We start from the raw sequence: 26,749 nt of genomic DNA on the forward strand, positions 1-26,749 counted from the left end.
CTGGCGCGTGGCTGTCTTCGGGGCACCTTTGTGCCCGAAAACGAAGGAGCCGCACCATGAGATCGCGTTTCGTGCGCGCGGGACTGGCGGCGCTGCTCGCCACGGCCGGCCTCGCCGTCGTGTCGCAGGAGCCGGCCCAGGCCGCACCCCCCGGGAACAAGGACGTCACCGCGACGCTCTTCGAATGGAAATTCGCCTCCGTCGCCAAGGAGTGCACCAGCACCCTCGGGCCGGCGGGCTACGGCTACGTGGAGGTCTCGCCGCCTCAGGAGCACATCCAGGGCTCGCAGTGGTGGACCTCGTACCAGCCCGTCAGCTACCGCATCGCCGGCCGGCTCGGGGACAGCACGGCCTTCAAGAACATGGTCGACACCTGCCACGCGGCGGGCGTCAAGGTGATCGCGGACGCGGTCGTCAACCACATGAGCGCGGGTTCGGGAACGGGCACCGGCGGGACGTCGTACACGAAGTACAACTACCCCGGGTACTACCAGGACCAGGACTTCCACTCCTGCCGGTCCAGCATCGTCGACTACGCCAACCGCGACAATGTGCAGAACTGCGAACTCGTCGGTCTCGCGGACCTGAACACCGGCAGCGACTACGTCCGTTCCACCATCGCCGCTTACCTGAACGGCCTGATCTCCCTCGGTGTCGACGGATTCCGGATCGACGCGGCAAAGCACATCGCCTCCGGCGATCTCGCCGCCATCAAGGCAAAGCTCAGCAAGCCCTCGGTCTTCTGGGCGCAGGAGGTCATCTACGGTTCCGGCGAGGCGGTCCAGCCCGGTGAGTACACCGGGACCGGCGACGTCGACGCCTTTCAGGGCGCCTACGACCTCAAGCGGATCTTCCGCAACGAGAAACTGGCCTACCTGAGCAACTGGGGCGCCTCCTGGGGCGCCGGGTACCTGCCGAGCGGGCAGGCGCGCACCTTTGTGGACAACTGGGACACCGAGCGCAACGGCTCGACCCTCAACTACAAGGCCGGGGCGACCTACACGCTGGCCAACGTCTACATGCTCGCGTGGCCCTACGGCTCGCCCAATGTGTACTCGGGCTACGAGTTCTCCGACAACGACTCCGGCCCGCCCAACGGCGGCACCGTCAACGCCTGCTACAGCGACGGCTGGAAGTGCCAGCACGCCTGGCCGCAGATCGCGGGCATGGTCGGCTTCCGCAACGCCGTCGCCGGGACGGCCGTGACCAACTGGTGGTCCAACGGCAACAACGCCATCGCCTTCGGGCGCGGCAGCAAGGGCTTTGTGGCGATCAACCACGAGAGCGGCCCGATCAGCCAGACCTTCACCACCTCGCTGCCCGCCGGCACCTACTGCGACGTCCAGCACAGCGGAGCCAGCTACACCGTCGCGTCGAACGGCACCTTCACCGCCACCGTCGGCGCCAACGACGCGGTCGCGCTCTACACGGGTGCTCCCTGCGGCGGCGGTGGCACGGCCCCGGCGAGCGGCGCGTCCTTCTCGGTGAACGCCACCACTGTGTGGGGCCAGAACGTCTACGTGGTGGGCGGCAACGCCGCGCTCGGCAACTGGAACACCGCTGGGGCGCTGCTGCTGTCCTCGTCGGCCTACCCGGTGTGGAAGCTGGACGTCGCCATGGGTGCGGGTACGTCCTTCGAGTACAAGTACATCAAGAAGGACGCGAACGGGAACGTCACGTGGGAGTCCGGCGCCAACCGCACGGCGACCGTCCCCGCCAGTGGCAAGGTGACGCTCGGCGACATCTGGCGCACCTGACCCCGCGTCCCGGGGGCCCGCGCCGAAGGCGGCGCGGCAGGCCCCGGGGGGACCGGACGGTTCAGCAGTGGCCCGGCGCGGTGTCCAGGACGGCGAGCAGCGCCGTCAGGGCATCGCGCTGGGCCGCGTCCAGTGGTGCCAGCATCTCCTCCGCGGCCGCCCGCCGGGCCTGCCGCAATCGCCGCAGCGCACCCTCGCCCTCCGCCGTCATCTCGATGCGCACCACGCGGCGGTTGGCCGGGTCCGGCACGCGGCGCACGAAGCCCCGCTCCTCCAGGGCGTCGGTGAGCGTGGTCACCGCCCGCGGCACGACCTCCAGGCGCTGGGCGAGATCGGCCATCCGGGGCGGCTCCTCGCTGTGCGCGACGCTGCGCAGCATGCGCGACTGGGCCGGTGTGATGCCGAGCGGCTCCAGGTGACGTCGCTGGACGCGGTGCAGCCGGCGGGTCAGCCGCAGCAGTTGTTCGGCGAGGCTGCTCGACCCGTCGGCGTCCGCGGCGGAGATACGCGATTCCATGGCTCAAGATTATCAGGATGCGGTTCATTGTGAGTATAGGTAACAATGAACTACACTCGCATCGTCCTGCTGTACCGCTGTCCGGCTGAACGTGCGTGTCCTGCCGCAGTTCCATCCCCCCGCCCTCGGAGGCCCTTTGCATCCCGGTGAATCCCCGCAGTGGACCCCACCGCCCAAGAATCCCGCCCGGACCACCGACGTACGACGTGTCCTGGGCCTGTTCACTCCCTACCGCGGCCGCCTCGCCCTCGTCGGGCTGCTGGTCGGCGCCGCCTCCCTCGTCTCGGTCGCCTCGCCCTTCCTGCTGCGCGCGATCCTCGACACCGCGATCCCGCAGGGCCGCACCGGGCTGCTGAGCCTGCTGGCCCTCGGCATGATCGCCACCGCCGTCCTCAACAGCGTCTTCGGCGTCCTGCAGACGCTCATATCCACCACGGTCGGCCAACGCGTCATGCACGACCTGCGCACCGCCGTCTACGAGCGGCTGCAGCGCATGTCGCTCGCCTTCTTCACCCGGACCCGCACCGGCGAGGTGCAGTCCCGCATCGCCAACGACATCGGCGGCATGCAGGCCACCGTCACGTCCACCGCGACCTCGCTGGTCTCCAACGCCACCAGCGTCGTCGCCGGCGTCGTCGCCATGCTCGCCCTGGACTGGCGCCTCACGCTCGTCTCCCTGGTGCTGCTCCCGGTCTTCGTGTGGATCAGCCGCCGCGTCGGCACGGAACGAAAGAAGATCACCACCCAGCGACAGCGGCAGATGGCCGCGATGTCCGCCATCGTGACCGAGTCCCTGTCGGTCAGCGGCATCCTGCTCGGCCGCACCATGGGGCGCTCCGCATCTCTGACCCGCTCCTTCGCCGACGAGTCCGAGCGACTGGTCGACCTCGAAGTGCGCTCCAACATGGCCGGGCGGTGGCGGATGTCCACCATCGGCATCGTGATGGCCGCCATGCCCGCACTGATCTACTGGGCGGCCGGTGTCGTCGTCCAGGGCTCGGGCACCCTGGTGTCCATCGGCACCCTGGTCGCGTTTGTCTCGCTGCAACAGGGGCTGTTCCGGCCCACGGTGAGCCTGCTGGCCACCGGTGTGCAGGTGCAGACCTCGCTGGCACTGTTCCAGCGCATCTTCGAATACCTCGACCTGCCGGTCGACATCACCGAGCGGCCCGAGCCCGTACGGCTCGAACGCGCCCGGGGCGACGTGCGCTTCGAAGGCGTCGGCTTCTCCTACGACTCCGCCTCGCCCGAGCGGACCCTGGACGGCATCGACCTGGAGGTGCCGGCCGGCACGAGTCTCGCGGTCGTCGGCGCCACCGGCTCCGGCAAGAGCACGCTCAGCTACCTCGTGCCCCGCCTGTACGACGTCACCGAGGGCCGTGTCACGCTCGACGGCACCGATGTGCGGGACCTCGCCTTCGACACTCTTGCCGCGTCCGTGGGCGTCGTCTCGCAGGAGACGTACCTCTTCCACGCCTCCGTCGCGGAGAACCTGCGCTTCGCCAAGCCGGACGCCACTGACGAGGAGATCGCCGCCGCGGCGCGCGCCGCCCAGATCCACGACCACATCGCCGGCCTGCCGGACGGCTATAACACCGTCGTCGGCGAACGCGGCTACCGCTTCTCCGGCGGCGAGAAGCAGCGCCTGGCCATAGCCCGCACCATTCTGCGCGATCCACCGGTCCTCATCCTCGACGAGGCCACCAGCGCCCTGGACACCCGCACTGAGCACGCCGTCCAGGAGGCCATCGACGCCCTCTCGGCGGGCCGGACCACCATCACCATCGCGCACCGCCTGTCCACGGTCCGCGACGCCGACCAGATCGTCGTGCTGGACCACGGACGGATCACCGAGCGCGGCACGCACGACCAACTGCTCGCCCTCGAAGGCCGGTACGCGGCCCTGGTGCGCCGTGACACCGAACTCGCCCCTACGGCATGATCGTTGACCATGGGACCACTCGACGGTGCGGACCTGCCGGGCTACCGGCAGGTCGCCGAGCACACCTGGGCCGATGACCACGGCGATGTGATCAGCCTGCACTTCTTCGACCTGCCGCCGGACATACCGGCGCCCCTGGAGGAGCCGGACCGGCTGCGGCAGGCACTCGCCCGCTTCACGGCCGACGCGGGCGGCGGCCTCATCGAGGCTGACGTCGTGCGGGTCGCCGGACTGCCGGCGGTGCGGCAGGTGCTCAAAGTGCCTCTGCCGGACCGGCCGAGGGGCCAGGCGTTCCTGGGTACGTACACCCTGCCGCGGGCGGCCTGCAGTGCGGTGGCCAAGGTGCAGGCCTTTGAAGACGGCGTCACAGGGATGCGCGAGGCCATGGTGCTCGCCGAACTCGGGCCCGAACAGTACTTCCTGGAGCATCCCTACGCCCCCGGGCTGCGCGGCGGGCTGCCCTTCCACCGCGCCGACGCCGAGGAGTACGACGCGCGCTTCCCCGGCCACCCGCTCACCCGGGTGCGGACGGCGCTCGCGCGGCTCGCCGGGACCCTCGGCGCCGAACCCGGCTTCGCCGGGCTCCCGCCCTTCACCGGGCCCGCCCGCCGCGGCTTCTTGGGACGGGTGAGCAAGCGCACACGCCGGGACCGGTGATCCGCCGCGCGGTGCCGGGGGCCGCCGCTAACGTGAGCCGCGGCGCCGACATCCGCAGGAGGTCCCCGATGGCAGAGCCAGGCCGCTCCGTTCGCTCCGGCCGATCCGACCTTTCCGCCACGCTGCTGGCCCGGCTGCTCGCCACCTCGGGCACCGCGCACTTCGTGGTGCCCGGGCCCTTCGACGCGATCGTCCCGAAGGTCCTGCCCGGCGACGCACGCACCTGGACCTATGCCAGCGGCGCGGTGGAACTCGCCCTCGCCGCCGGTATCGCGCTGCCGCGCACCCGCCGTGCCGGGGCGCTGCTGGCGGCCGCCTTCTTCGCCGGGGTGTTCCCGGCGAACGTGAAGATGGCCCGCGACTGGCGCGACCGCCCCGCGCCACTGCGCAAGGCCGCCTACGCGCGGTTGCCGCTTCAGCTGCCGCTCGTGCTGTGGGCGCTGAAGGTGAGCCGCGACGCCGACGGCTGACGGCCGTCCCGGGGCGTTGTCGGTGCCCCGTCCTACGCTCGGTGTGTGACCTCGCCGAGGAGCCTGTCCGTCGCCGTCGTCGCCGATCCCCTGGGGACCGGCGGGCGGCTCCGCGCGCTGCGCGAGGACGGCACCCCGGCAGGCCCGCCGGAGAGTGTCCCCGATCTCGCCGCGGCCGTCGCCGACCGCGAGAGGCACCAGGCGCCCCGCTGGGTCTGGGCCGCCACGGACGAGATCTACCCGCCCCTGCTGGAACGGCTGCCGGTCCGCCCCGCGCGCTGCCACGACCTCAAGCTCGTCGAGGCCCTGCTCCTCGGCTCGGAGGAGCGCTTCGGCCTGCCCCGCTCCCTGGGCGCCGCCTGGGCACGCCTGCACGGGCTGCCGGTGCCCGCGGACGCGCCCGAGGGCGGGGCCGACGACCAGCCGGTGCTCTTCGCCGCCGACCGCCATCACCTTCCGCCCGGCACCGATCCCCTGGACGCCGTGATCGCCGTCCACGCCGAACAGCAGCGCCGGATCGCCCTGTCGGAACACCCCGACCGGATGCGCCTGCTGTGCGCCGCCGAGTCGGCCGGTGCGCTCGCCGCGGCGGAGATGTCCCATGACGGCCTGCCCTGGAGTGCCACCGCCCACGACGAGGTGCTGATCGGGCTGCTCGGCCCGCGCCCGCCCGGGAGCACCCGGCCCAAGGTGCTCAGCGAACTGTCCACCGCCATCCAGGAAGCGCTGGGCCGCCCGGTCAACCCCGACTCTCCCGCCCAGTTGCTGCCCGCCTTCGAGCGGGTGGGCGTGCACATCACCTCGACCCGCTCCCATGTCCTGCGGAAGGTGGAGCACCCCGCCGCCGGCCTTCTGCTGCGCTACAAGGAGCTCTCCCGCATCCACAGCGCCCACGGCTGGGCGTGGCGTGAACACTGGGCGCCCGCCGGGCGGTTCCGCCCCGAGTACGTCGTCGGCGGTGTCGTCTCCGGCCGTTGGGCCACCCGCGGGGGCGGTGCGCTGCAGATCCCTCGGCAGCTGCGGGCGGCCGTGGTCGCCGACCCCGGGCACCGCCTGGTCGTGGCCGACGCGGGGCAGCTGGAGCCGCGGGTGCTCGCCGCCCTCTCCGGTGATCCCGGGCTCGCGGCCGCCGCAGCCGAGGGCGACCTCTATGCGGCCCTGGCCCGTACGGCCTTCGGCGGCGACCGCGCCCGGGCCAAACTCGGCCTGCTGGGCGCCATGTACGGGCAGACCACCGGCGAGGTGGGACCCCTGCTGGAGGTGCTGCGGCGCCGCTTCCCGGACGCCATGGGGCTGGTGGAGTCCGCCGCGCGAACCGGCGAGGGCGGGGGAGTGGTCCGCTCCCACCTCGGCCGTACGTCGCCGCCGCCCGCCACCGACCGCCAGGACCTCAGCGACGCGCAGGCACGGGCCTGGGGCCGCTTCACGCGCAACTTCGTCATCCAGGCCACCGCGGCGGAGTGGGCGCTCGCGGTGCTGGCCTCGCTGCGCCGGCGCCTGGCCGCGCTCGACGGCCCCCGGCTGGTGTTCTTCCTGCACGACGAGGTCATCGTGCACGCCCCCGAGGAACTCGCCCCCGAGGCGGGGACCGCGGTCGCGGAGGCCGCGGACGAGGCCCGCCGTCTGCTGTTCGGGCCGACGCCGGTGTCCTTCCCGCTGGAGACGCACGTGGTGCGGTCCTACGCGGAGGCGAAGTGAGCCCCCGCGCAGGACCGCGGGACGGTCACGGCGTGACGAGCACGACCTCCAGGGTGCGCGGGCCGTGCACGCCCTCCACCCGGTCCAGCTCGATGTCGCTCGTCGCCGAGGGCCCGGAGATCCACGTCAGCGGACGCAGCGGGTCCAGCCGCTCCAGCGCCTGCGGCACCGAGTCGACGACCTGCTCCGGCGCCCGTACCACCACCACATGGTGGTCCGGCACCAGCGTGATCCTGCGCCGCCCCTGGTCCGGCCCGGCGTCCAGCACGATGGTGCCCGTCTCGGCGATCGCCACGGCGCAGCCCGTGACGACACTGTCCACGGCATCGAGCGCGAAGGCGGTCAACTCCGCCGTGTCCGTGACCTGTTCGACGTCCTTCGCCTCGGCGAGCCAGCCGCCGGGCAGCCCGGCGGGCACCACCACGCTGCGTGCCCCGCGGGCGGCCAGCAGGGCCGCGAGCCGCAGGGGCAACTCGGCCGCGGTCGTACGGTGGACAACGGCGCGGTAGTCGGTGAGGTTCTCGGCGAGCAGATCGGCGCTCTGACCGGGGTCCCGCTCACCGTGCACGCGCAGATAGCCGGGTCCGCCCGGCCCCCGGCCCGGCGCCTCGTCGCGCGGGACGTCGGCCAGGGCGCGGCGGATGCGGCCCATGATCTGTTCGCGGGTGCTCATGTGCGGTCCTCCGAGCCCTCGGTGCCCCGGGTGCGCCGCCACCAGTCGCGGAAGGACTCCGCCGGTACGGCCGGGATGTCTCGTGTGTCCGTCCAGGCACGGCCCGCTCCGGGCAGCCTGCGCGGGTGCAGGCCGCGTGTGCGGGACGCCAGCCGCTGCCCGGCGCGGAGCGCCGCGGGATGGTCCAGCGCCCAGCGCGCGGCGCGCATGGCGGCGCGCTCGGCGGCGTGCCCCTTGGCGGGCTTCAGGACGACCTTGTTGCCGCCGCGCGTCACCTCGCCGCCCTGGACGACCCGCTCACGTAGATGGACCAGCACCTCGGGGATGTCGATGGCGACCGGGCAGACCTCGTAGCAGGCCCCGCACAGGGACGAGGCGTACGGGAGCGAGGCGTCCAGCGCGGTGTCCGTGCCGCGCAGTTGCGGGGTGAGGATGGCCCCGATCGGGCCGGGATAGGCCGAACCATAGGCATGGCCGCCGGCCCGTTCGTACACCGGGCAGGCGTTGAGGCACGCCGAGCAGCGGATGCAGCGCAGCGCCTGGCGGCCCACCTCGTCGGCCAGGGTGTCGCTGCGGCCGTTGTCGACCAGCACCAGGTGGAAGACCCGGGGACCGTCCTCGTCGGTCGTGCCCGTCCAGGTGCTGGTGTACGGGTTCATGCGCTCGGCCGTCGAGGAGCGCGGCAGCAACTGGAGGAAGACCTCGAGGTCCTGCCAGGCCGGCAGCACCTTCTCGATGCCGACCACCGAGATCAGCGTCTCGGGCAGCGTCAGGCACATCCGGCCGTTGCCCTCGGACTCCACCACGACCAGTGTCCCGGTCTCGGCGATCATGAAGTTGGCACCCGAGATGCCCACCTTGGCGCGCAGGAACTTCTCCCTGAGGTGCAGCCGCGCCGCCTCGGCCAGTTCGGCCGGGGTGTCGGTCAGGTCCTCGGGCGCCGGGCGGCCCCAGCGCGCCATCGCGTCGTTGAAGATGTCGCGGATCTCGCTGCGGTTGCGGTGGATGGCCGGCACCAGGATGTGGCTGGGCCGGTCGTCGCCGAGCTGCACGATGAGTTCGGCCAGGTCCGTCTCGTAGGCGGCGATCCCTGCTTCGGCGAGGGCCTCGTTGAGCCCGATCTCCTGCGTGGCCATGGACTTGACCTTGACGACCTCGGTCTCGCCGGTCGCCTTGACCAGTTCCGTCACGATCCGGTTGGCCTCGTCGGCGTCGGCGGCCCAGTGCACGATGCCCCCGGCCGCGGTGACCGCCTGTTCCAGGCGCTCCAGATAGTGGTCGAGGTGGCGCAGGACGTCGTCCTTGATGCGCTTGCCCGCCGTGCGCAGCTGCTGCCAGTCGGAGAGTTCGGCCACCGCCTTGGCACGCTTGTCGCGGATCGTGTGCGTGGCGTGCCGCAGATTGCCGCGCAGGGTCTCGTTCTGCACGGCCTCCCCGGCGGCCACTGGGAAAGCGGGCATGCCCAGATAGGTGCCGCTCATCGGATGCCTCCGTAGGGACGGTCCTCGGTGGAGGCCAGGATCTCGGCGAGGTGCACGGGACGCACCGTGGAGCCGAGCCGCGCCAGTGTGCCGCCTATGTGCATCAGGCACGAATTGTCGACCGTGCACACGGCCGACGCACCGGTGCCGGTGATGTGGCGGGCCTTGTCGGCGCCCATGGCGGCGGAGACGGCCGCGTTCTTCACCGCGAAGGTGCCGCCGAAGCCGCAGCACTCCTCGGCGCCCGGCAGCTCTGCCAGCTCCAGGCCCTTCACGTGGCTCAGCAGCTCCAGGGGGCGGCGGCCCAGTCCGAGCATGCGCAGGCCGTGACAGGTCGGATGATAGGTGACCTTGTGCGGGAAGTATGCCCCCACATCAGTCACCTTGAGAACATCGGTGAGGAATTCGGTGAGTTCGTACGTGCGCGGCACGACCGACTCGGCCAGCGCGGCGAGTTCGCCGCCGCGTCCCTCGGCGCGCGCCCGGTCGCCCATGCGCGGGTAGTTGTCCCGCACCATGGCGGCGCAGGAACCGGAGGGGGTGACGATGTGGTCGTACCCCTCGAAGGCGCTCGCGTAGCGCCTCATCAGCGGTTCGGTCTCGTGCCGGTAGCCGGTGTTGAACTGCGGCTGGCCGCAGCAGGTCTGTGCGGCGGGGAAGTCCACGGTCACCCCCAGCCGCTCCAGCAGTGTGACGACCGCCTTGCCCGTCCCCGGGTACAGCGTGTCGTTCACACAGGTCACGAAGAGCGCTACGCGCATCTGGCCTCCTCCCGGTGCATGCGGCCGCCCGCAGGCCCCTCATACTGCCGCAGCTGTCGATCGCTGTGAAGCAGAGATCGGATGTCTGCGCATGCCGACGCAGCGCATTGACGTGCCATGCCGGAGTGTCCTAACGTCCCCGGCATCTCATTGAAACCTTTCATATCAGATTCGGGAAGGCCGGGACCGGGCATGGAGCGCGTCTGTTTTCTCTTGAAGGTCCGGGCGGACCGGCTGGACGAGTACAAGGAGCGGCACGCCTCCGTCTGGCCCGAGATGCGCGAGGCGCTGTCCGCCACCGGCTGGCACAACTACTCCCTTTTCCTCCGGGAGGACGGGCTGCTCGTGGGCTACCTGGAGACGGAGGACTTCGCGGCCGCGCAGGCGGCCATGGCGGAGACCGACGTCAACGCGCGCTGGCAGGCGGAGATGGGGGAGTTCTTCGAGGCGCTGGACGGTGCCCGGCCTGACGAGGCGATGCGCCCCCTGACGGAGGTCTTCCACCTGGCGTGACAGGGCGCAGGGGTGCGCTCCCGCCCGGTGCGCCGCCGCCACCTTGGGGCGGCTTCCGGACACGGAGGAGAAGGCGGCGCGTAACCCGGACGACAGGTGTATGACGACGGCGGGCGCCGATGTCGTCACCAGTGCGTAGCATGAACCCGCGGCCTGCGGCGGGTCGCGGAAGGCGGTGGGGCGGAACCCGTGACACGCATGGTGGGGATCAAGGATGTCGCCCGACAGGCGGGCGTCTCGGTCGGCACGGTGTCGAACGTCATCAACCGGCCCGGCATGGTCTCCGAGGACACGCGCGCGCGGGTGCTGTCGGTCATCGAGCAACTCGGCTACGTCCGCAGTGAGTCCGCCCGTCAGCTGCGCGCCGGGCACAGCCGCATCATCGCCTTGCTCGTCCTGGACATGGCCAACCCCTTCTTCGTTGACGTCGCCTCCGGCGCGGAGCGCGCCGCGCGGGAGACCGGGCTCGGGGTGATGCTCTGCAACAGCGCGGAGAGCCCGGCGGAGGAGTCCGAGTACCTGGGGCTGTTCGCGGAGCAGCGGGTCCGCGGGGTGCTCGTGACGCCCGCGGACACCAGCGGCCGGAACATCGAGTCGTTCCGGCGGCACGGCATCCCCTTCGTGTTCGTGGACCGCGTCGTGCCGAGCGCGGAGGCGTGCTCGGTGTCCGTCGACGACATCGAGGGCGGCCGGCTGGCCGTCGACCACCTCATCGAGCGCGGCCACGAGCGCATCGTCTACGTGAGCGGCCCGATGCACCTGGCCCAGTGCCAGGACCGGCGCACGGGCGCGCTTGCGGCGCTCGGCGCGGCGGGGCTGCCGGCCGACGCGCTCGCGCACATCGAGGCCGACCGGCTCGACGTCGCCTCGGGCCGGGACGCGGGCGCGCGGCTGCTGGGCATGGCCAAGCGGCCCACGGCGGTCTTCTGCGCGAACGACCTGCTGGCGCTCGGGGTCCTCCAGTCGCTGTACGCGGCGGGGATCGCGGTGCCCGAGGAGATCGCGCTCGTCGGGTACGACGACATCGAGTTCGCCGCCGCGGCCGCGGTGCCGCTGACCTCCGTGCGGCAGCCCGCGTACCGGATGGGCCGGGCGGCCGCCGACCTGCTCATAGAGGAGACCGGCGACCTCGCGGAGGAGCACGAGCACCGGCGCATCGTCTTCCAGCCGGAGCTGGTCGTGCGTGGCTCCACGCTGGGCAAGGGGCGCGCGGGGCGCTGACCCGGGAGGGGTCAGCCCGCGACAGCCACCTCAGTCGCTTCGGCCGCCTCGGCTGGGCCGGCGCGCAGATAGGCGCGGATCTCGCGGACGGCGCTGCGGCCCGCACGGTTGGCGCCGATGGTGCTCGCGGAGGGGCCGTAACCGATGAGGTGCACCCGCGGGTCGAGAGCCGCCTGGGTGAGCCCCTGGAGGCGGATGCCGCCGCCCGGCTCGCGCAGGTGCAGCGGGGCGAGGTGGTCCAGCGCCGCCCGGAAGCCGGTGGCCCACAAAATCGCGTCCGCCCGCACATGGTGTCCGTCGGCCCAGGTGACGCCGTCCGGGGTGACCTGGTCGAACATGGGGTGCCGGACGAGGATGCCGCGCTCCTGGGCGCGTTGCATCGCCTCCGTCATGGGCAGCCCGGTCACGCTGACGACGCTCTGCGGCGGCAGGCCCTGCTTGACGCGCTCCTCGACGAGCGCGACGGCCTCCCGGCCCTGGTCCTCGCCGAAAGGGCCGGAACGGAAGACCGGCGGCCGCCGGGTCACCCAGGTCGTGTCGGCCGCGCCGCCCGGCTCCCGCAGCTCCATCAGGAGCTGCACCGCGGAGGTCCCGCCGCCGACGACGATCACGTGCCGGCCGGCGAACTCCTCGCGGCCGCGGTAGTTCGCGGTGTGCAGCTGGCGTCCGCGGAAGGTCTCCTGGCCCGGGTAGCGGGGGACGAAGGGCCGGTCCCAGGTGCCGGTGGCGTTGATCAGGGCACGGGTGGACCAGGTGCCCGCGTCGGTCTCGACCAGAAGCCGGCCGTCGCCGGCGTCCCGCACCGTCGAGACGTCGACCGGGCGGTGCACGCGGAGGTCGAAGGTGCGCTCGTAGCGGTCGAAGTACTCCGCGACGACCTCGGAGGAGGGCCGCGCGGGATCGGCGCCCTCGAGCTCCATCCCGGGCAGGGAGTGCACGCCGTGCGCCCTGCCGTACGTGAGGGTGGGCCAGCGGAACTGCCAGGCGCCGCCGGGCCCGGGGGAGTGGTCCAGGACCACGAAGTCCTCGTCCGGGAGCATGCCGGAGCGGCGCAGGAAGTACGCCCCCGACAGTCCGGCCTGACCGGCTCCGATGACGGCTGCTTCGACGTGCCTGACGCCCTTGGCGTCCGTGTGGTTCACGTTTCCACCAACTACGGCGATGCCGGGAAGCTTCCCGGTGCCTCTGGTGCCGTCTCGCGGCGCAGTCGCGCGACCCGTGCCGCCGCCTCCTCCAGCCGGGACAGGGGCAGGTCGCCGTCGGCGACGGCGCGTGCCGCGGCGGTGCGGATGGCCTCCTGGACGCCCGCGTCGCAGCCGGGGCCGAGCTGGAGCAGGTCCACTCCGGAGAGCCAGGCCAGTACGGCGGCGCCCGGCACGCCCCAGCCCTCGACGACCTCGGCGGTGTCCAGCGGCTCGCTGATCACGACGGCGCCCTGCCCGGCCTCGTCCCGCAGGAGTTCCGTCGCGACGGGGCCGCCGCTGAGCGCCGCGGGGACGGCGATGGTGACGGCGCCCGCCAGCTCGAGGCCGCGGCGGAGCCACTCCGGCGGCCGCCGGGTGCGTGGGACGGGCAGCAGGCAGGCGTCGACCAGGGCGGCGACGCGGCGCGATGCGTACACGTGGGTTCCCTTTCGGCGCGCGGACGGGCAACGGGACACTATCCCGGTTCGGGGAAGTGGTCCAGACCAATAGGGTACGGCCGCCGAACGGGCGGCCGTCACCAGCGTCCCGTACGCGGCGAGTTCAGGCCGAAATACCCCTTGCGGCGAACGCGCCGGGCGCACGCTCGCGGGACGGCAGCGGAGGCGCCCCGCCCCTGGAACGCGTGTCGGTGCCGCCTGCGCCACCATGGACGCATGGCCGACGCTTTCACCACCCGCCTCGTCAATGTGACCACCGGCGGTACCGAGACCGTCCACGATCTGACCGCCGCGTGCGCCCACTTCCTGCGCGAGGTGGCGCGCGGCCGGGACGGACTGCTCAACGTCTTCGTCCCGCACGCCACCGCCGGTGTCGCGGTCATCGAGACCCGTTCCGGCAGCGACGACGACCTGCTCGCCGTGCTCCACGACCTCCTGCCGGCGGACGACCGCTGGCGGCACCGCCACGGCAGCCCCGGCCACGGCCGCGACCATGTGCTGCCCGCGCTCGTCGCACCGCACGCGACGCTCCCGGTGGTCGGCGGCTCGCTGGAACTCGGCACCTGGCAGTCCGTGGTGCTGGTGGACACGAACAAGGACAACCCCGATCGCCAGGTGCGGTTGAGCTTCTTCGGCGGGTGAGTCGCTCTCGAAGTTCTACGGGTGGACGACTCCCTTGGCGAGGGCAGCCAACCGGTGTCCTCGTCGGGTACACGCAGCCAATCCGTGCCGACGCAGCCGATCTGCGGGAGCCGGGCGCCTTCCCTGTCCGCGGTGGCAATGAGCCGGTCCTCGCCGAAAAGGTCGACGAGTTCGCCTCGAGGGGGTGGAAGAGTAGTTGCCTGAATTTCGAACCAAGTAGCGGCACGGGTGCCGTGGGGCCGCGTCATTGGACCGGTTGGCATAGAAACCCCGGCCACTGTACCTAAGGGTCGGCCGCTGCTGATCGTCCAGGCGCGGCCTAGGTTTCTGACAGGGGCGGATGCATGGTCTCGTCGATTGGCTGGGAATGGAGGAAACTTCGGGTATTGAGGATCAACTGCAGTCGACTGGCGTCCCAGTCAGACCGGCTGATGTCCTCATTTATGCGCTCGCGAATCGTGGACTCGCAGGTGGAGAGCACCTGTGCTACGTAGGGATCCGTGGCCTCCTCCGCATACAAGGCCCGCAACAGCCAGAAGGGAGCTCTCCCGACGTTCCAGCCGGTTTGGTCACTCCTCAACTTGGATGCCCAGCCCTTGCCGGTCGCCGAAAGGAGGCACGCTCGATCCGTAACGTTCGGCACCGAGTGCAGAGAGGTGAGGCGCGACGCCGCCCGGCCGAGGGCATCGGCCCTCCAGCCAAGTTGGCCCAGTCCAGTTGCCGCCCAAGCGACTACCGCCGCATACGCCATGTTGGGTGCCGTCGGTGGTTCACCGACGAACGACGGGGGTGCCCCAACTTGATTCAGGATTCGGCTGGCCCGTCCCACCTGGAGCCAGTGTGCACGTTCGTCGCTGACGATCATGTGATTTACGAGGGCTTGGAGCGCCGTGGCGAGTGTCCTTGAAATGCGTGGCACTGCCTCGGGCAGTATTTCGCTGAGCACATCCACCAGCGAGCAGAGTGAGGTGACCTGGAGGCGGTTGCCGAGCCGCGTGATGTCGAGATCTAGGAGAACCTCAAGAAGTTGTTGGGCGCCGGCAGTGTTTTCCAAGGCCGCCATTGTACGGACCAGTTCGATGGCATCGGCCACATCGTCGATCGCGGCGAAAGCCAGTCTGTTCTTGATGCGTGTGATGTTGACGCCTTGCGCCGCAGCCGATCCCCACCCGGAGTCCCAGGCCGACATCATCCGCAAAAGTGCCGTTACCGCCCGAGGATTGCTGAAGCGGTGCAGCCCCTGGATCCGAGCCTTGTACACCGGCTCGATCCAAGCACGTCCGGACTCGCGCGTGACACCGACTTTTACCAGGTCGCGTGCAGCGGTCGACTGCGCGACCGGATTCTGAATCTGCTGGATCTCCCCACGGAACACGAAGTTGGCGTGCCGGTCTGCTGATACGTCGTCCAGCAGATCCTTGGCCAGTTGTGGGCGCACGTTGTGGATGGCCCGCAGCATGGCCGGTGCACGGGTCGGCTCGCCCAGGAGTGCACGGCGCAACCGCGCCAGCAGGGCGTCTGCGGGGCGGCCGTTGATCGTGACGTGGCTGGTCGCCTTCCGCAATCCGTCGAGCGTCTCTCCGGCTGTGGCAGGGTCGAGCGCCGTGAGGTGGCGGACAGCCTGAACGAACGACTCTTCATTGCGTACGGTGCGCAAGCGGGGAGTCCACCGACTCGCGCCGCCGGTCGCGCCGGCGATCTGCCGACCTGCATCAGAAATATCGGCATCCATCAGGGTGTGCGCAACCTCGGCGCAGACCTCCAGTGCGGCTGTGGGGCTCGTCGTTGCGAGACCCTCGACGAATGGCATGAGCTCCCACTGGTGCAGGTAAAGGGCTGGGACGTCCGGGTGCACCACTCGGCCCAGCCGGTGGAACACCGCGCGGGCATGCGCGGTGGTCGCCCGGGTCATCCCGGACAGCATTTGTTGGTTGCGAACCTGGTTCTGGATCTCCGAGAGCGCGATCGAGCCGAACTCTGGGTCGTTCACGAGCCACAGGGCGATCTCGGGACCCCAGTGTTTTCGTCCTTGGCGGATGGCGTCGACAACGACGGACAGCGCGACGTCCAGTACTTCGCTCCGGTAGCTCGCCTGGGAGTCCCACACACCCTTGATGACGTGGTACCGGACCGAGATACGAGGGTCATGCTTGAGTAGATCGATGATTCGGTCGGCACCGAACGCCTCGGCCAGGTCTGTGGAAAAGGTGTTGCTGCCTTCCGTGAAGAGGTCTTCGATCGACCGTGTGACGGAGAGGAGTTGTCCGATTCCTTTGGCATCCCGCGCTTCCGAGGCCCGTCGGGCCATCATGCGGGCCAACTGACCGGAGGCGCCTTCGTTCAGGATTTTGAAGGCTGTGAACACGTTCGCTCTGGCCACGGCGTTGAGCAGTGCGGCGGCATCCGTGGCGCCCGCGCTGCGCCTGAACAGCTCCGCGACACGCTCCGGGAAGCCTTTCCACTCCTTGAGTAGCCATGTGCCGAATTGAGGGATGGGGGAGCGGATCCCTTGAAGGCCCAGCGCGAGCTCGGCCGCCGTGGCTGTCCGGAATGCCTGGTTCAGCGCAGTCTCGTACGCCGGGAACGTGATCTCCCAGTCATGGTCGACGAGACTGAGGCGTAGATTCATGGCCTCAAGCAGCACGCCGATGCCGTCGTCGGGGTCCGGCTTGCGCTTGAGTAACTGCTGGACGGGATCTTCCTGGTCGATCGGGAAGTAGGGTGCTTCGTAGCCTGTCTTGCGGGACGCCCGGCGATAGAGCTGGTCAACTCTCCGTACCAGCCGATAGTCCTCCACGGAGACGGTGAGACCGGCAAGTGTGTCGAAGGATCGGTCGGCCACCAGGCCGGCGGCGTCGTCCCGGTTCAGGCGGTCCAGCGCCAGGAGCATGGCGAAACGCTCGTCGGGGCGCCCGTCAACTGCGGCGAATACCGCGTCGATCTCATCAATGAGCCAGACCACGAGTTCGTCGATGAGGTCACCTGTCAGCAGGTGTTCGACCTGCTGGTAGGCGTGGATCAGAGCCAAGAGCTGGCTGGCAGACAGCCGGACTCCTCCACGACATGCCCTGTGAACCATCTGCGTGACCACATCCTGCGCCACACCGTCGGGCATGAGATCGCAGAGGCCGGCGATCCGTGTGACGCTGAGAAGGGGCGCGGTTGCCGCCCAGTCCTTCAGAGCGTTGCTGTGGCCCGCTGCCCTCAGCAAGGATTGGCACGTTTCCTGGTGAAAGAGCCGGACACCGTGCAGTAGCTCGATTGCCCGTGGACTGGCATCCCGCAGTAAATCGTCCAACTCAGGGCCGAGTTGCGCGGCGACCGCGGAGTTCAGCGTTTTCCACCGCGGTTCTCCTTGCGCCTGAATTCCGTTCTCGGCTGCCTGCAGTTCGAACACCGCGAGACAGTCGTCCACACTGGCGATCCGCACAGTCCCCGGGGTCCGCCCCAGATCCATGCCGAAGAGCCGACGGTTTTCATCCTCCAGCCCGTCGACCCGTTCCGCGGCGACGTCGCCGGCCGCCAGACTGACCGCCGCTGTGAAGACCAGTGCCGAGCGCTCCCATCTCTGCAGCTCTCGGAAACGGACGGAGCGCCGGGAGGCAAGGCCGGGATCACCACTCATCTTTCTGGTGAGTGTACGGAGGTCGGCCGATTCGCCGGAGTCCAGAAGGGCAAGCGCTGGACCGGGATTGAGTGTGCTGTCGGCATGCGCCAGGTCCTCGACGAACCGCTTCCGTGCCTCGGTTCCGACGACGGCCGTGGCCACGTACGTGTTGTCGGTGTCCCAGTCCACGGGCGAGTTCGCGGCGTATTCCACTACCCCCAAGACAGTGATCCTGAGTTGTTCTGCTACGAATCGCAGGGCTTCGGAGGCATTGCCGTCACCGGTCGGTTGCAGATCTTCGAAGATGAGTAGCCGCCGGTCGGAGTCGTCCGTGGGGCGGGCCACGGCGGCCATGGCATGGGTTGCCACCGCCAGTGCGACGTGACGGTCAGGGAGTTCGCGGGTGGATCCGCAGATTACCTGGACGAGCCAAGGGCGTCTGCGATAGGCCAGGTTGGCCGCGAGCTGACGCACGATGGCGCTCCGGCCGCTGTGCCTGGTGCCGCCGAGCACGGCGACCGATCCGGGGCTGCTCTTGTCGAGGAAATGACGTTCCAGCTGGCCTACCTGGCTGATCCTAAGGTCCGGAATGGGCTGGTCCTCGGGTGCCCTGTGCCAATCGACGGGGTGCCACCCCAACAGCTCAAGTTCCCGCCGGTGCGCCTGGCGTTTCGCCTGCGCCCACCTGTCGCCCCACAGCGAGGACGCGACATGGTCGAGCGTTCGTGGTCCACGAATGTCCTTGTGCGGCGATCCGTCGGCCGGGTGGTGCTGCCAGCCTGTGGCCACGGGAACCAACAGGTCTCTGCGTGCCGTTCGAGCCGCGGCGACACACGACCCTAGTTGCGACTGGGGGAGCGGCTGGAACTCTGCACCGTCGAACCGGCCCACGCTGAGCGCCGAAGCGGCAGGCAGTTCGAAGATCTCGCCCAGTAACCAGAGAGCCAGCGGCAGATCGGTGCCGGACGGCGACAGGGCCACCGTGGCCGGCCAGTGGAGGTGAGGTCGGAACGGCCAGGAGGCCGCTGCCGGATCTCTGCTTTGGTATGCCGAGAGGACGGTGCCGACTGCGGCCGCCGCTGCGGTACGTTCCGTTTCACCGATGGCTGAGTGCTGAGGTGATTTGTCATGCTCGCCGACCGCGAGCACGACGCACTCGCCCCCGACGATGCCGATCAGTACATCTACTCGGGAAGGGCGCGGCAGGTCTCCCTTGGGGTCGGTTCCGGCGATCAGATCGGCCAGTTCCAAGAGGCACTCGACGTGGTCGTCGGGCATGGCTCCGGCATCCAGAGCGGCCTCGGCCAGCTGCGTCAGTACGGCGGCACCATCCCACGCACTTGCCCAGCGAAGGAGTTGGTCACGCTCGGCGTCCGGCATGTCGGGGGTGTTGAGCAGCGGCAGGACGACGGTGGTGTGGAAGTCGGCCAGATGCCGCCAGGTCGTCTCCCCTGCTGGTTGCGGACCGGCGAGTACGGTCCGGGCGAGGACCAAGCCCGCTGTCATCTGGTCCCGGTCGGGTGGCCCGGAGGGTGGGGACTGGGTTGCCTCAGCCATATCGTCCTGCCAGTTTCAGGGAGAGCAGTCCGCAGGTCCGCGCCACGAGAAGTCGATTCCCTTCGTACAGGGCGACATCGACCGGGGCCTCGTCGAGCGGAAGAAGCCGGGCGGGAGTCGCGGGGGAGGAGAGATCGAAGACCTCCAGCCAGTTGGAGCGGCCTGTCGATCCACCGATGACCATCGTCGAGTCACCGAGCGAGGCGGTCCTGATCCCCGAACGATGGGTCTTTGTCCGCATGGCGCTTTGCCGGCCCGTGCCACGTAGGTGCAGATTGCCGGAAGCGTCGAGGACCAGAACCTGGTCGCCGGTCTCGGACACGGCGAGGGCCAGCGGCCGGTACGGGACGGGGAACGGGGACACGGTCCTGGTGGGTGCACCGCGAAGGGGGAGACAACGGACGTGGCCGGACGCCGACGAGAACCACACGACTGGTGCGGTGACCGGTCCAGCCGTGCGGACGGAAAGAATCTCCGAGTCCATCGTCGCCAACATGCGTAGCGGTTGTCCGGTGTCCAGTCCACCAGCCCAAGCGGTCGGCCCCGTCGAGACGACAAGTTGACCGCTTGCATGCAGTGACAGAAGCAACGGAACCGATGGCGATCTGCCGCCGCTCTCACCGGGGTGAGGGTCGCAGGGCGGAACGAGTCCTCGCAGTGCCATGGGTGGATCGTTCTCATGACATGGGATCAGCCAGATCTCGCGTTGCCAGGTTGACACCAGTGCGACAGCCCTGCCCTGGACGACGGCGACCGTGACGTCGCGCGGGGTTCCCTGCACAGAGATCGTCGGACGGAGGCTTCTGCCGTCCGATGGGTCCCAGAAGGACAGTGAGTCGTCGTCCTGGATGGTGACGACCGCTGAAAGCCTGCCCGCAGACGTGACCGCCATATGTGTCATGCGGGACGAACGCGGGTTGTCCGGCTGAACCCAGTCGATCTCCGCGTATGACTGAGGCGGATTCCCGACGTTCGTACGGCCCGACGTCCGGAACGCGGTCACGAGTGGTGTGACCCCGAAGCGTTCCGCTCCGATGCGCAGCATCAGGGCTCGATCGGCGGCTGGGGCGTTGTGAGGAACGAGTGACCACATGCGTGACCGGGCGGTTCGGTAGTCAGGGGCGTGCCGTTGCTGCTGCAGCGCACGGGAGACCACCGATGGCGGGGCCTCCACCAGAAACTCTGGATCGTCGAGCAGACTGCCGGGCAGTAGGCCCAGCGCGGCCGCCCGTGACGTCAACGCTTGCACGCTGGAGTCGACCGCCTGCCAGTCAGTGGTCCGCCAGTCGGTGATCTGGGGTAAGCGCTGCAGGAACGTCTCAGGCTTTGGATGTCCACCGCCGTCCGGATGGCCGAAGCGAGCACGCCAGCGAGCCGATCCGTCCGGGGCGGGACGGTTTTCCACCAGTGAGCGCATCAGACCTGCGGCGGTGGTGACGTCGTGGACGAGGACGCGTGGCCCTCCTGGCTGCGATGCCGCTGCAGCCCACTCCACGGCCGGCAGGGCAATCGTGTCTCCATATGTGCAGAGGGCCGAGAGTGCGTACACGATGCCCTTCGCCTTCTCACCGAGCAGGGATCCGACACGCTCCCGGCAAACCCGATGTGCGGCCGCGTCCAGGGCTTTGACCGTTTGTTCCAGAAAGCCGCCGATGGACTTGTCGCCCGCCGGGGTACGTGACAGGGACCCGACCGCGACAGCGACTGCCCACTCCGTACCCACCCGTGGAGCGAGCGCATCCACCGCTCGGCGGATCTGTTGCTCTCCGGCGCCTGGAACAGCGAGTCGGACCTGGCGTCGGAGATACTCCCGTATGTCCTGGGCGCATTCCTCCTCGAGATCATCGAGGTCGTGGACTCGGAACGAATCCCCGACGGGAATTTTTGATGAAGCGGCAAGGCCGACTGCCATGCGGACGTCCGGGATCGACCGCAGTATGCCGAAGAACTCCGACCACGCCTCGGGTTCGGTGGATTCGTCCAGATCGTCGAGAATCAGCGCCAGGGGCTTTGGGGCCGACCGCAAGACGTTGACTAGGTCCTGTTCGCCGTGCGGACCGAGCTCCCGGAGCAGCATGGCTGTCACCTCGGTCGGAGTTCCCCTGGCCGCGGCCAAGGACGCCGGCAGTTCGGGCCGTACGAGCGTCATCTCACCAGGTGTCGACCGGCGCCCATCCTTGTGGGCCGTCATCGCAAGGTGTCCGAGTAACGCGCTCCTTCCTGCCCCGGGGCTACCCGTGACCACGACGACCGGATCGTCGCCCTGAGCTGTCAGGTGTTTGCGCAGCTCGTGTACGAGCGTGGTACGGCCCACGAAGAAGAAGCCAGGCAGGTCGGCGGTTGCGACCCCCCGTGCCCTGGCCGCCCAATCAGCCGGAAGGGGAAGGCCTCTCGGAGGCGAGAGGCTCTGATGATGGGGATTGGGCAGCGCTCGGCACTGGTGGGCGGGGTGCCCGTCGGCGAGCCAGACAGATTGCTCGGGCCCCAATGCCCGGTCGACCTCGCGCGCGATGGGGCCGGGATCGAGGTAGCGCTTCGACCAGGAGGGCTGGGCGGACCGGTTAACGGCCTTGGCGAAGGCGGCTGCGAACAATCCTTGCCCAGCCTCCTCAAGGCGACGGCTCGCGCCGATCCCCCAGAACCCTAGCTTCGCCCTCTGGGAGTACGCCGTCCGGGCCTTGAACAGTGCCGCGTCCAGGCCGGGTTCGGAGTGACAGGCATCGATGATGAACACAACCTGCTGAAGGTTCCTCCAGCCTGCAGCTGCGAGCGGCGCGATTATGGAAGCGGGATCGTACAGAACCCCGTCCGGCAGCAGCAGTGAGAATTCAGAACCTTCGAGTACCCCGTGTCCGGTGCAGTAGATGACGAGTGTCTCGGCGTCTGGTGGGGCGTCGACGATGCGCAGGTCGCGCGCGAGTTCGTCATGCCTGCGCTCCTCGGATGTGAAGGAAAGGTGTTCCTCGAGCCCGAGCGAGGCGAGAGACTGCCGCATGGTTCTGAGCTCCATGGGCACGCCGGCGAGATCGGTTACGCCCATCTTCGAGCGGATACGCTCGTCGTGGGTGCCGACTCCCGAAAGGCAGAAGAAGCCTCGTGGTCTCATGCCAACTCCACCTCGAGGACCCGTGCCGTGCGGACGTTCTCCAGGTAGGTAAGCGCCGAGTGTGACGACTTGCGTGGATTGTCGCAGGGCAGGTCGCGGATTTCCCCCGAATACAAGGGGCCCAGCTCCTTGACCATGGCAACCGCATCGTGACCTGCGGCAATGTTGGTCCATGAACGGACCCGGCCCGGCAGGCCCAGAGGCCCGTAACTCGGGTCCAAGCGTCGTCGGACCGGTTCCAGACCCAGGGGCGATCCCAGAGTGATCAGTGCGGGCGGGTTCGCCGGCTTGTTCTCCCGCAACCACTCGTAGGCAATGACACTGCCGAGTGAGTGGCCGATGACCACACGTGGCGCATGCTCCATCGCGGCCGACACCTCGAGGTGAACGAGCTTACGGAAATCGCGGTCAGTCAGATATCGGTTGACCTGTTTCACGAAAGCAATGGCTCGGCTGTCCCGCCCGTCGAAAAGATCGCTGCGCTGAATCGCCACCAACGCGCGCTGCACCGCCCCTGGAAGGTAGAACTTGGTGTCCTGCTGCCGGCTGCCGCCGGAGTTCTGCTCGAGGGCGATGCCGAAGTGGATCAGCAACTCCTCCTCGAGGCCGGGTTCGAGGTCGATCGCGGCGTATTCCGGCTCGCCACCGGCCTTGCCGTCGTTGTATTCGTGGCCGTAGAAGGCACATTCGAGGGACAGGGTTGCAGCAAGTGGACTTCGAATGTTAGCCAGGCCTTTCACTGTCGCTGCGAGCCAGCTCTCCTGCATCACTGCACGTTGTGAGCGGTGCATGTTGATGCCGTGGATCGCAACGATGTCGACCATAGTCTCCCCGATTCGCCAAGTGTGCGTTGAGACGGACCAATTGGCCTGGGCTTCAGGATGCCACAGCCGGATCGGTCGGAGCAGGCCTATCGTCTGTCTTTCGTCCGACGATGAGTTGCGACGAGGGGCAGGTTGGCATGGGCACTTGTTCGACGGTGTGGCCGTGACCTGTGAAATCTGGACGCGTTACGAGTCGGTGAGATCGAACGAGGGCTCACCGCTTTCGTGGAGGCGAAGATGCTTGAGCTGACGATGAGTGGGGTCTCTGGGCGGCGGGCCTCGCTATTTTGATCATGTGATGCCAAGCGCAGGTCCCTGTACCCGCGCGGCCCCTACGCGCGGTGGGAGATGGGCGCCCTTGCTCGGCTTGTGAGAGCCGCTTACGCCGATGAACGGCGGCACCGTCGGCTGTCAGAGCTGCCAGACCGGCACGTCGCTCATTCGTTCTGCCGTGTCCGGCCTCGTCGCGCGCTGGCGTGGGTGGCTGCCAGTGGCGGCCACCTGAGCTCGTTGACGATGCATCTGCCACCTAGGGCAGTGCGCGGCGCAGAGCACTCTCTCGGGTGTGGGCTGCGGCGGTACCGGCGGGGGAGTCAAGGACTTCGCCGGTTTCGGACAATCTGAGCGGCGGTGATGTTGTGGTTGTCGCCGTGGTCGATGACGAGCACGGGCGGTTCCCGTCACCGTCCACCGTTCCGCTCAGGCGCGCACCCCGTCGCACTCGATCCGCAGGTGGCGTGGCCCGCGCAGCACCGGGCTGGGCCGGTACGGCGGCGGGTCCTCGGCGAGGCGCGGGTTGTCCAGGCGGCGGATCATCGCGGTGAGGGCGATCTGCGTCTCCAGGCGGGCCAGTGGCGCGCCGAAGCAGCTGTGGATGCCGCTACCGAAGCCGAAGTGCTGGTTGTCGGTGCGGGCCGGGTCGAAGTGGTCGGGGTCGGCGAAGCGGCCGGGGTCCCGGTTGCCCGCGGCGAGGACGAGGATCAGCGGCGAGCCCTTGGGCACTGTGACGCCGGCGATCTCGATGTCGGTCAGCGGTGTGCGTTGCGGCAGCATGTGCACGGGCGGCTCGAAGCGCAGCAGCTCCTCCACCGCCGAGGGCATCAACTCCGGTTCTTGCCGCAGCCGTTCCATCGCCTCCGGGTAGCGCAGCAGCGTGAGCATCCCATTGGTGATGAGGTTGACGGTGGTCTCGTGGCCCGCGATGAACAGCAGCACCATGCTGCCGATGAGCTCCATTGGCGCCATCCGCCCGTCCGGGCCGTCGTCGTGGACCAGGCCGGACATCAGGTCCTCGGTGGGGCTGTCGCGGCGTTCCTCCAGCAGCCCCGCCATGTAGACGCCCATCTCCGTGATCGCCTCTTTGCGGGCCTGTTCGTCGTCCTCGCTGAAGGTGCTGCCGCGGGTGCGCACACCGGTGGAGGACACGATGCGGTCCGCCCAGGCGCGGAAGCGGTGCTCGTCCTCGCGCGGTACGCCCAGCAGGCGGCAGATGACGCTGACCGGCAGCGGGTAGGCGAAGTCCTCGACGACGTCGATGCGGTTCTGCCCTTCGAGGGAGTTGAGCAGCCCCTCGGTCACCTGCGCGATCTCGTCGTGCAGACCCGCGATGCGGTCCGGGGTGTGCGGCGGCCCGAACGGGCGCATGGCCTGCCGGCGCACCCGGTCGTGGTCCGGCGGGTCCATCCGGATGAAGGACGGCGGCTGCCCCTCGGCCTGCGCCGCCTGCGGGTCGCCGGGCAGACGGTGGCTCAGGTCGGAACTGATGCGCGGGTCGTGCAGCAGCGCCTTGATCTCGCGGTATGTGCTGACCAGGTACGCGCCGTCGTCCTGGCGCACCACGGGGGTCCGGCGCAGCTCGGCGTAGAGCGGGTACGGGTCGCCGCGGTGGGCGAAGTCGTTGATCCGCTTCAGCATCGTCTCGTTGGTCATGCGCGGGCCTCCTGGACGGTCGGGGGGACGCGGACCACGCGGCGCTCGTCGGGCAGGTGCCCGGTGACCGCGACCGTGGGGCCGTGCGAGAGCTGGGACGGGTCGGGCACGTCGGCGGCCTGCACCACGACGTCCTCCGGCCGGTCGAAGGTGCCGGGGTCGGGCGGGAAGGGCGCGGCGGCCTCGATCAGCGTGCAGTAGTAGTCCAGCCAGCGGCTCTGGTTGAAGGAGACCGCGGCGGTGAGGCGGCCCCGGTAGCCGTAGACGGCGACGAAGGAACGTTTTTCCACCGCCCCCTGCACGATCGCGACCTCGTCGGAGAACGACGGCACCCCGACCGACTTGATGTTCACCCCGAACTGGCTGGACCAGAACGCGGGGACGGCCAGGTGCGGGCGGCGCCTGGGCCCGCAGCTGACCATGTTGTGCGCCGCCACCTCGGCCTGCGCCACCGCGTTGCCCCAGTGCTCCAGGGCCAGCAGCTGGTACTCGTACAGCGGGTGCGGGGTGCGCGCCACGTCTCCGGCCACGAACACGTCGTCGGTCACGACCCCGTTGATGTCGAACGCCCGGCAGCCCGCGTCGCTCGCCAGCCCCCGCGGCCCGGCGCCGAGGCCCGAGTCGTGCAGCCACTCGGTGTTGCGGACCGCGCCCAGCGCCACGACCGCCACGTCGCAGTCGAGGGTGGAGCCGTCCGACAGGCGCGCCGAGCGCAGCCGGCCGTCCTCGTCGCCCACCAGCTCGGTGACGGTGATCCCGCACCGCAGGTCGACGCCGTGCTCGCGCTGCAGGTCGGCGGCGACGGCGGCGATCACGCCGCCCAGCGCGCCGACCAGGGGCGCGGGACCGCGTTCCGCCACCGTCACCTGGAGGCCGCGTTCGCGGCACACCGAGGCGATCTCCGATCCGGTGAAGCCGGCGCCGATCACCAGCACCCGGCGCGGCCCGGCGTCCAGGCGGGCGACGAGCTGCCGGGCGTCCTCCATGGTGCGCAGCGTGAACACCCCCTCCAGGGAGGCCTGCGCGGCGTCCGGCCAGGGCCTGGCGCGGACGCCCGTCGCGATCAGCACGCGGTCGTACTCCACATGGCTGCCGTCGCGCAGCAGTACCCGTCGTGCGGCCAGGTCCAGGCCGGTGGCCGGCACCCCGAGGCGCCAGTGCGCGTCCACCTCGCGCCGGGCGGGCAGCGCGGCGTGCTCGGGGGGCATCCGGCCGAGCAGCACCGCCTTGGACATCGGCGGGCGGTCGTAGGGCCGTTCGGTCTCCTCGCCGATGATGGTCAGCGACCCGGTGAAGCCCTCGTCGCGCAGCACCTCGGCCGCCCGCAGCCCGGCGAGCGAGGCGCCGACGATCACAATGCGCTCGGGCGCCGTGAGCCAGTCCCCCCGCTGGTCCGCCCGCCCTTCCGTGCGCTGGTCAGTCATGGGAACCCACCCCCGCGGCCACCCCGGCCGGACCTTCGACGAGGATCGCCTGAACGGGGCAGGCGGACGCGGCGCGGGACACCCGGTCGTACTCCTCGTCCGAGGCGCCGGCGTCGTAGAGCAGCGCCTCCTCGCCGTGGAGCTCGAACACGCCGGGCGCGAGGAACGCGCACTGCGCGTACCCCTGGCACCGGTTGAGGTCGACGACAATCTTCACCGTTCCGCCTCCTCCTGCTGCGGGCCGTGGCGGGCGGGGACGCCGACGAGCGGGGTCCCCACACCACCATTAAGGCCGGGGGACCACGCGCGCCATTCGAGCGGCGCCGCC

At 69.7% G+C, this 26,749-nt stretch carries 20 protein-coding genes; 8 read left to right on the forward strand and 12 right to left on the reverse strand.

Annotated elements, in window-relative coordinates:
- The first annotated feature begins 56 nt into the window (after positions 1 to 56).
- On the forward strand, positions 57 to 1,757 hold the full coding sequence (locus ABZ883_RS02330; protein WP_360900098.1) for a carbohydrate-binding module family 20 domain-containing protein: 1,701 nt from the start codon (positions 57 to 59) through the stop codon (positions 1,755 to 1,757).
- Between the two features lie 61 nt (positions 1,758 to 1,818).
- On the opposite strand, the gene ABZ883_RS02335 is transcribed toward ABZ883_RS02330, so the two are convergent.
- A complete protein-coding gene (locus tag ABZ883_RS02335; RefSeq protein WP_360900101.1) occupies positions 1,819 to 2,274 on the reverse strand; it encodes a MarR family transcriptional regulator in 456 nt (151 codons plus the stop codon).
- 211 nt (positions 2,275 to 2,485) lie between these two features.
- On the opposite strand from ABZ883_RS02335, the gene ABZ883_RS02340 reads away from it, so the two are divergent.
- The 4 genes from ABZ883_RS02340 to ABZ883_RS02355 all read left to right on the forward strand — a co-directional run bounded on the left by ABZ883_RS02340 (position 2,486) and on the right by ABZ883_RS02355 (position 7,041).
- Positions 2,486 to 4,216, forward strand: coding sequence for an ABC transporter ATP-binding protein (locus ABZ883_RS02340; RefSeq protein WP_360900224.1), 1,731 nt, complete (start codon positions 2,486 to 2,488; stop codon positions 4,214 to 4,216).
- A 9-nt stretch (positions 4,217 to 4,225) separates the two neighbouring features.
- Positions 4,226 to 4,873 (forward strand): hypothetical protein, encoded by a 648-nt coding sequence (locus ABZ883_RS02345; RefSeq protein ID WP_360900104.1) that lies wholly within the window; start codon positions 4,226 to 4,228, stop codon positions 4,871 to 4,873.
- A 68-nt stretch (positions 4,874 to 4,941) separates the two neighbouring features.
- On the forward strand, positions 4,942 to 5,343 hold the full coding sequence (locus tag ABZ883_RS02350; protein ID WP_360900107.1) for a hypothetical protein: 402 nt from the start codon (positions 4,942 to 4,944) through the stop codon (positions 5,341 to 5,343).
- A gap of 45 nt (positions 5,344 to 5,388) precedes the next feature.
- Positions 5,389 to 7,041 carry a bifunctional 3'-5' exonuclease/DNA polymerase gene (locus tag ABZ883_RS02355; RefSeq protein WP_360900110.1) on the forward strand — a complete coding sequence of 551 codons (1,653 nt, stop codon included), beginning with the start codon at positions 5,389 to 5,391 and terminating at the stop codon, positions 7,039 to 7,041.
- A 25-nt stretch (positions 7,042 to 7,066) separates the two neighbouring features.
- On the opposite strand, the gene ABZ883_RS02360 is transcribed toward ABZ883_RS02355, so the two are convergent.
- Genes ABZ883_RS02360 through ABZ883_RS02370 form a run of 3 tightly spaced genes read right to left on the reverse strand, consistent with a single transcriptional unit; the run spans position 7,067 to position 9,956 of the window.
- Positions 7,067 to 7,714 (reverse strand): LUD domain-containing protein, encoded by a 648-nt coding sequence (locus ABZ883_RS02360; RefSeq protein WP_360900113.1) that lies wholly within the window; start codon positions 7,712 to 7,714, stop codon positions 7,067 to 7,069.
- Positions 7,711 to 9,195: a LutB/LldF family L-lactate oxidation iron-sulfur protein gene (locus tag ABZ883_RS02365; protein WP_360900116.1), complete on the reverse strand. Its 1,485-nt coding sequence runs from the start codon at positions 9,193 to 9,195 to the stop codon at positions 7,711 to 7,713. Before ABZ883_RS02365 ends, ABZ883_RS02360 begins: the two co-directional genes overlap by 4 nt.
- Complete coding sequence (locus tag ABZ883_RS02370) at positions 9,192 to 9,956, reverse strand: (Fe-S)-binding protein (RefSeq protein WP_360900119.1); 765 nt, start codon at positions 9,954 to 9,956, stop codon at positions 9,192 to 9,194. Before ABZ883_RS02370 ends, ABZ883_RS02365 begins: the two co-directional genes overlap by 4 nt.
- A 192-nt stretch (positions 9,957 to 10,148) precedes the next feature.
- Between ABZ883_RS02370 and ABZ883_RS02375 the strand changes: the two genes are divergently transcribed.
- Both ABZ883_RS02375 and ABZ883_RS02380 read left to right on the forward strand, forming a co-directional pair.
- Positions 10,149 to 10,469 (forward strand): L-rhamnose mutarotase, encoded by a 321-nt coding sequence (locus tag ABZ883_RS02375; RefSeq protein WP_360900122.1) that lies wholly within the window; start codon positions 10,149 to 10,151, stop codon positions 10,467 to 10,469.
- Between the two features lie 198 nt (positions 10,470 to 10,667).
- Entirely contained in the window at positions 10,668 to 11,690 is a 1,023-nt protein-coding gene (locus tag ABZ883_RS02380; protein WP_360900227.1) for a LacI family DNA-binding transcriptional regulator, read from the forward strand.
- An 11-nt stretch (positions 11,691 to 11,701) separates the two neighbouring features.
- Here ABZ883_RS02380 and ABZ883_RS02385 read toward each other — a convergent pair whose 3' ends face one another.
- Together ABZ883_RS02385 and ABZ883_RS02390 are read right to left on the reverse strand one after the other, a co-directional pair.
- Entirely contained in the window at positions 11,702 to 12,832 is a 1,131-nt protein-coding gene (locus ABZ883_RS02385) for an NAD(P)-binding domain-containing protein (protein ID WP_360900125.1), read from the reverse strand.
- Between the two features lie 11 nt (positions 12,833 to 12,843).
- On the reverse strand, positions 12,844 to 13,311 hold the full coding sequence (locus ABZ883_RS02390) for a hypothetical protein (RefSeq protein WP_360900128.1): 468 nt from the start codon (positions 13,309 to 13,311) through the stop codon (positions 12,844 to 12,846).
- Positions 13,312 to 13,548: 237 nt separating this feature from the next.
- Here ABZ883_RS02390 and ABZ883_RS02395 point away from each other — a divergent pair, with 237 nt between their 5' ends.
- Positions 13,549 to 13,974, forward strand: a complete 426-nt coding sequence (locus tag ABZ883_RS02395) for a YjbQ family protein (RefSeq protein ID WP_360900131.1) — start codon at positions 13,549 to 13,551, stop codon at positions 13,972 to 13,974.
- Between the two features lie 319 nt (positions 13,975 to 14,293).
- On the opposite strand, the gene ABZ883_RS02400 is transcribed toward ABZ883_RS02395, so the two are convergent.
- The 6 genes from ABZ883_RS02400 to ABZ883_RS02425 all read right to left on the reverse strand — a co-directional run bounded on the left by ABZ883_RS02400 (position 14,294) and on the right by ABZ883_RS02425 (position 26,638).
- On the reverse strand, positions 14,294 to 19,087 hold the full coding sequence (locus ABZ883_RS02400; protein ID WP_360900134.1) for a hypothetical protein: 4,794 nt from the start codon (positions 19,085 to 19,087) through the stop codon (positions 14,294 to 14,296).
- A gap of 43 nt (positions 19,088 to 19,130) precedes the next feature.
- Positions 19,131 to 22,244: an ATP-binding protein gene (locus tag ABZ883_RS02405; protein WP_360900137.1), complete on the reverse strand. Its 3,114-nt coding sequence runs from the start codon at positions 22,242 to 22,244 to the stop codon at positions 19,131 to 19,133.
- A complete protein-coding gene (locus ABZ883_RS02410) occupies positions 22,241 to 23,068 on the reverse strand; it encodes a hypothetical protein (RefSeq protein ID WP_360900140.1) in 828 nt (275 codons plus the stop codon). The genes ABZ883_RS02405 and ABZ883_RS02410 overlap by 4 nt, the downstream gene beginning before the upstream one ends.
- A 699-nt stretch (positions 23,069 to 23,767) precedes the next feature.
- Entirely contained in the window at positions 23,768 to 24,997 is a 1,230-nt protein-coding gene (locus tag ABZ883_RS02415; protein ID WP_360900143.1) for a cytochrome P450, read from the reverse strand.
- Positions 24,994 to 26,421 carry an FAD-dependent oxidoreductase gene (locus ABZ883_RS02420; RefSeq protein WP_360900146.1) on the reverse strand — a complete coding sequence of 476 codons (1,428 nt, stop codon included), beginning with the start codon at positions 26,419 to 26,421 and terminating at the stop codon, positions 24,994 to 24,996. The genes ABZ883_RS02415 and ABZ883_RS02420 overlap by 4 nt, the downstream gene beginning before the upstream one ends.
- Positions 26,414 to 26,638 carry a ferredoxin gene (locus ABZ883_RS02425; protein WP_360900149.1) on the reverse strand — a complete coding sequence of 75 codons (225 nt, stop codon included), beginning with the start codon at positions 26,636 to 26,638 and terminating at the stop codon, positions 26,414 to 26,416. Before ABZ883_RS02425 ends, ABZ883_RS02420 begins: the two co-directional genes overlap by 8 nt.
- Positions 26,639 to 26,749 lie beyond the last annotated feature (111 nt).

The organism is Streptomyces sp. NPDC046977 (assembly GCF_040644455.1).
Lineage (GTDB): Bacteria > Actinomycetota > Actinomycetes > Streptomycetales > Streptomycetaceae > Actinacidiphila.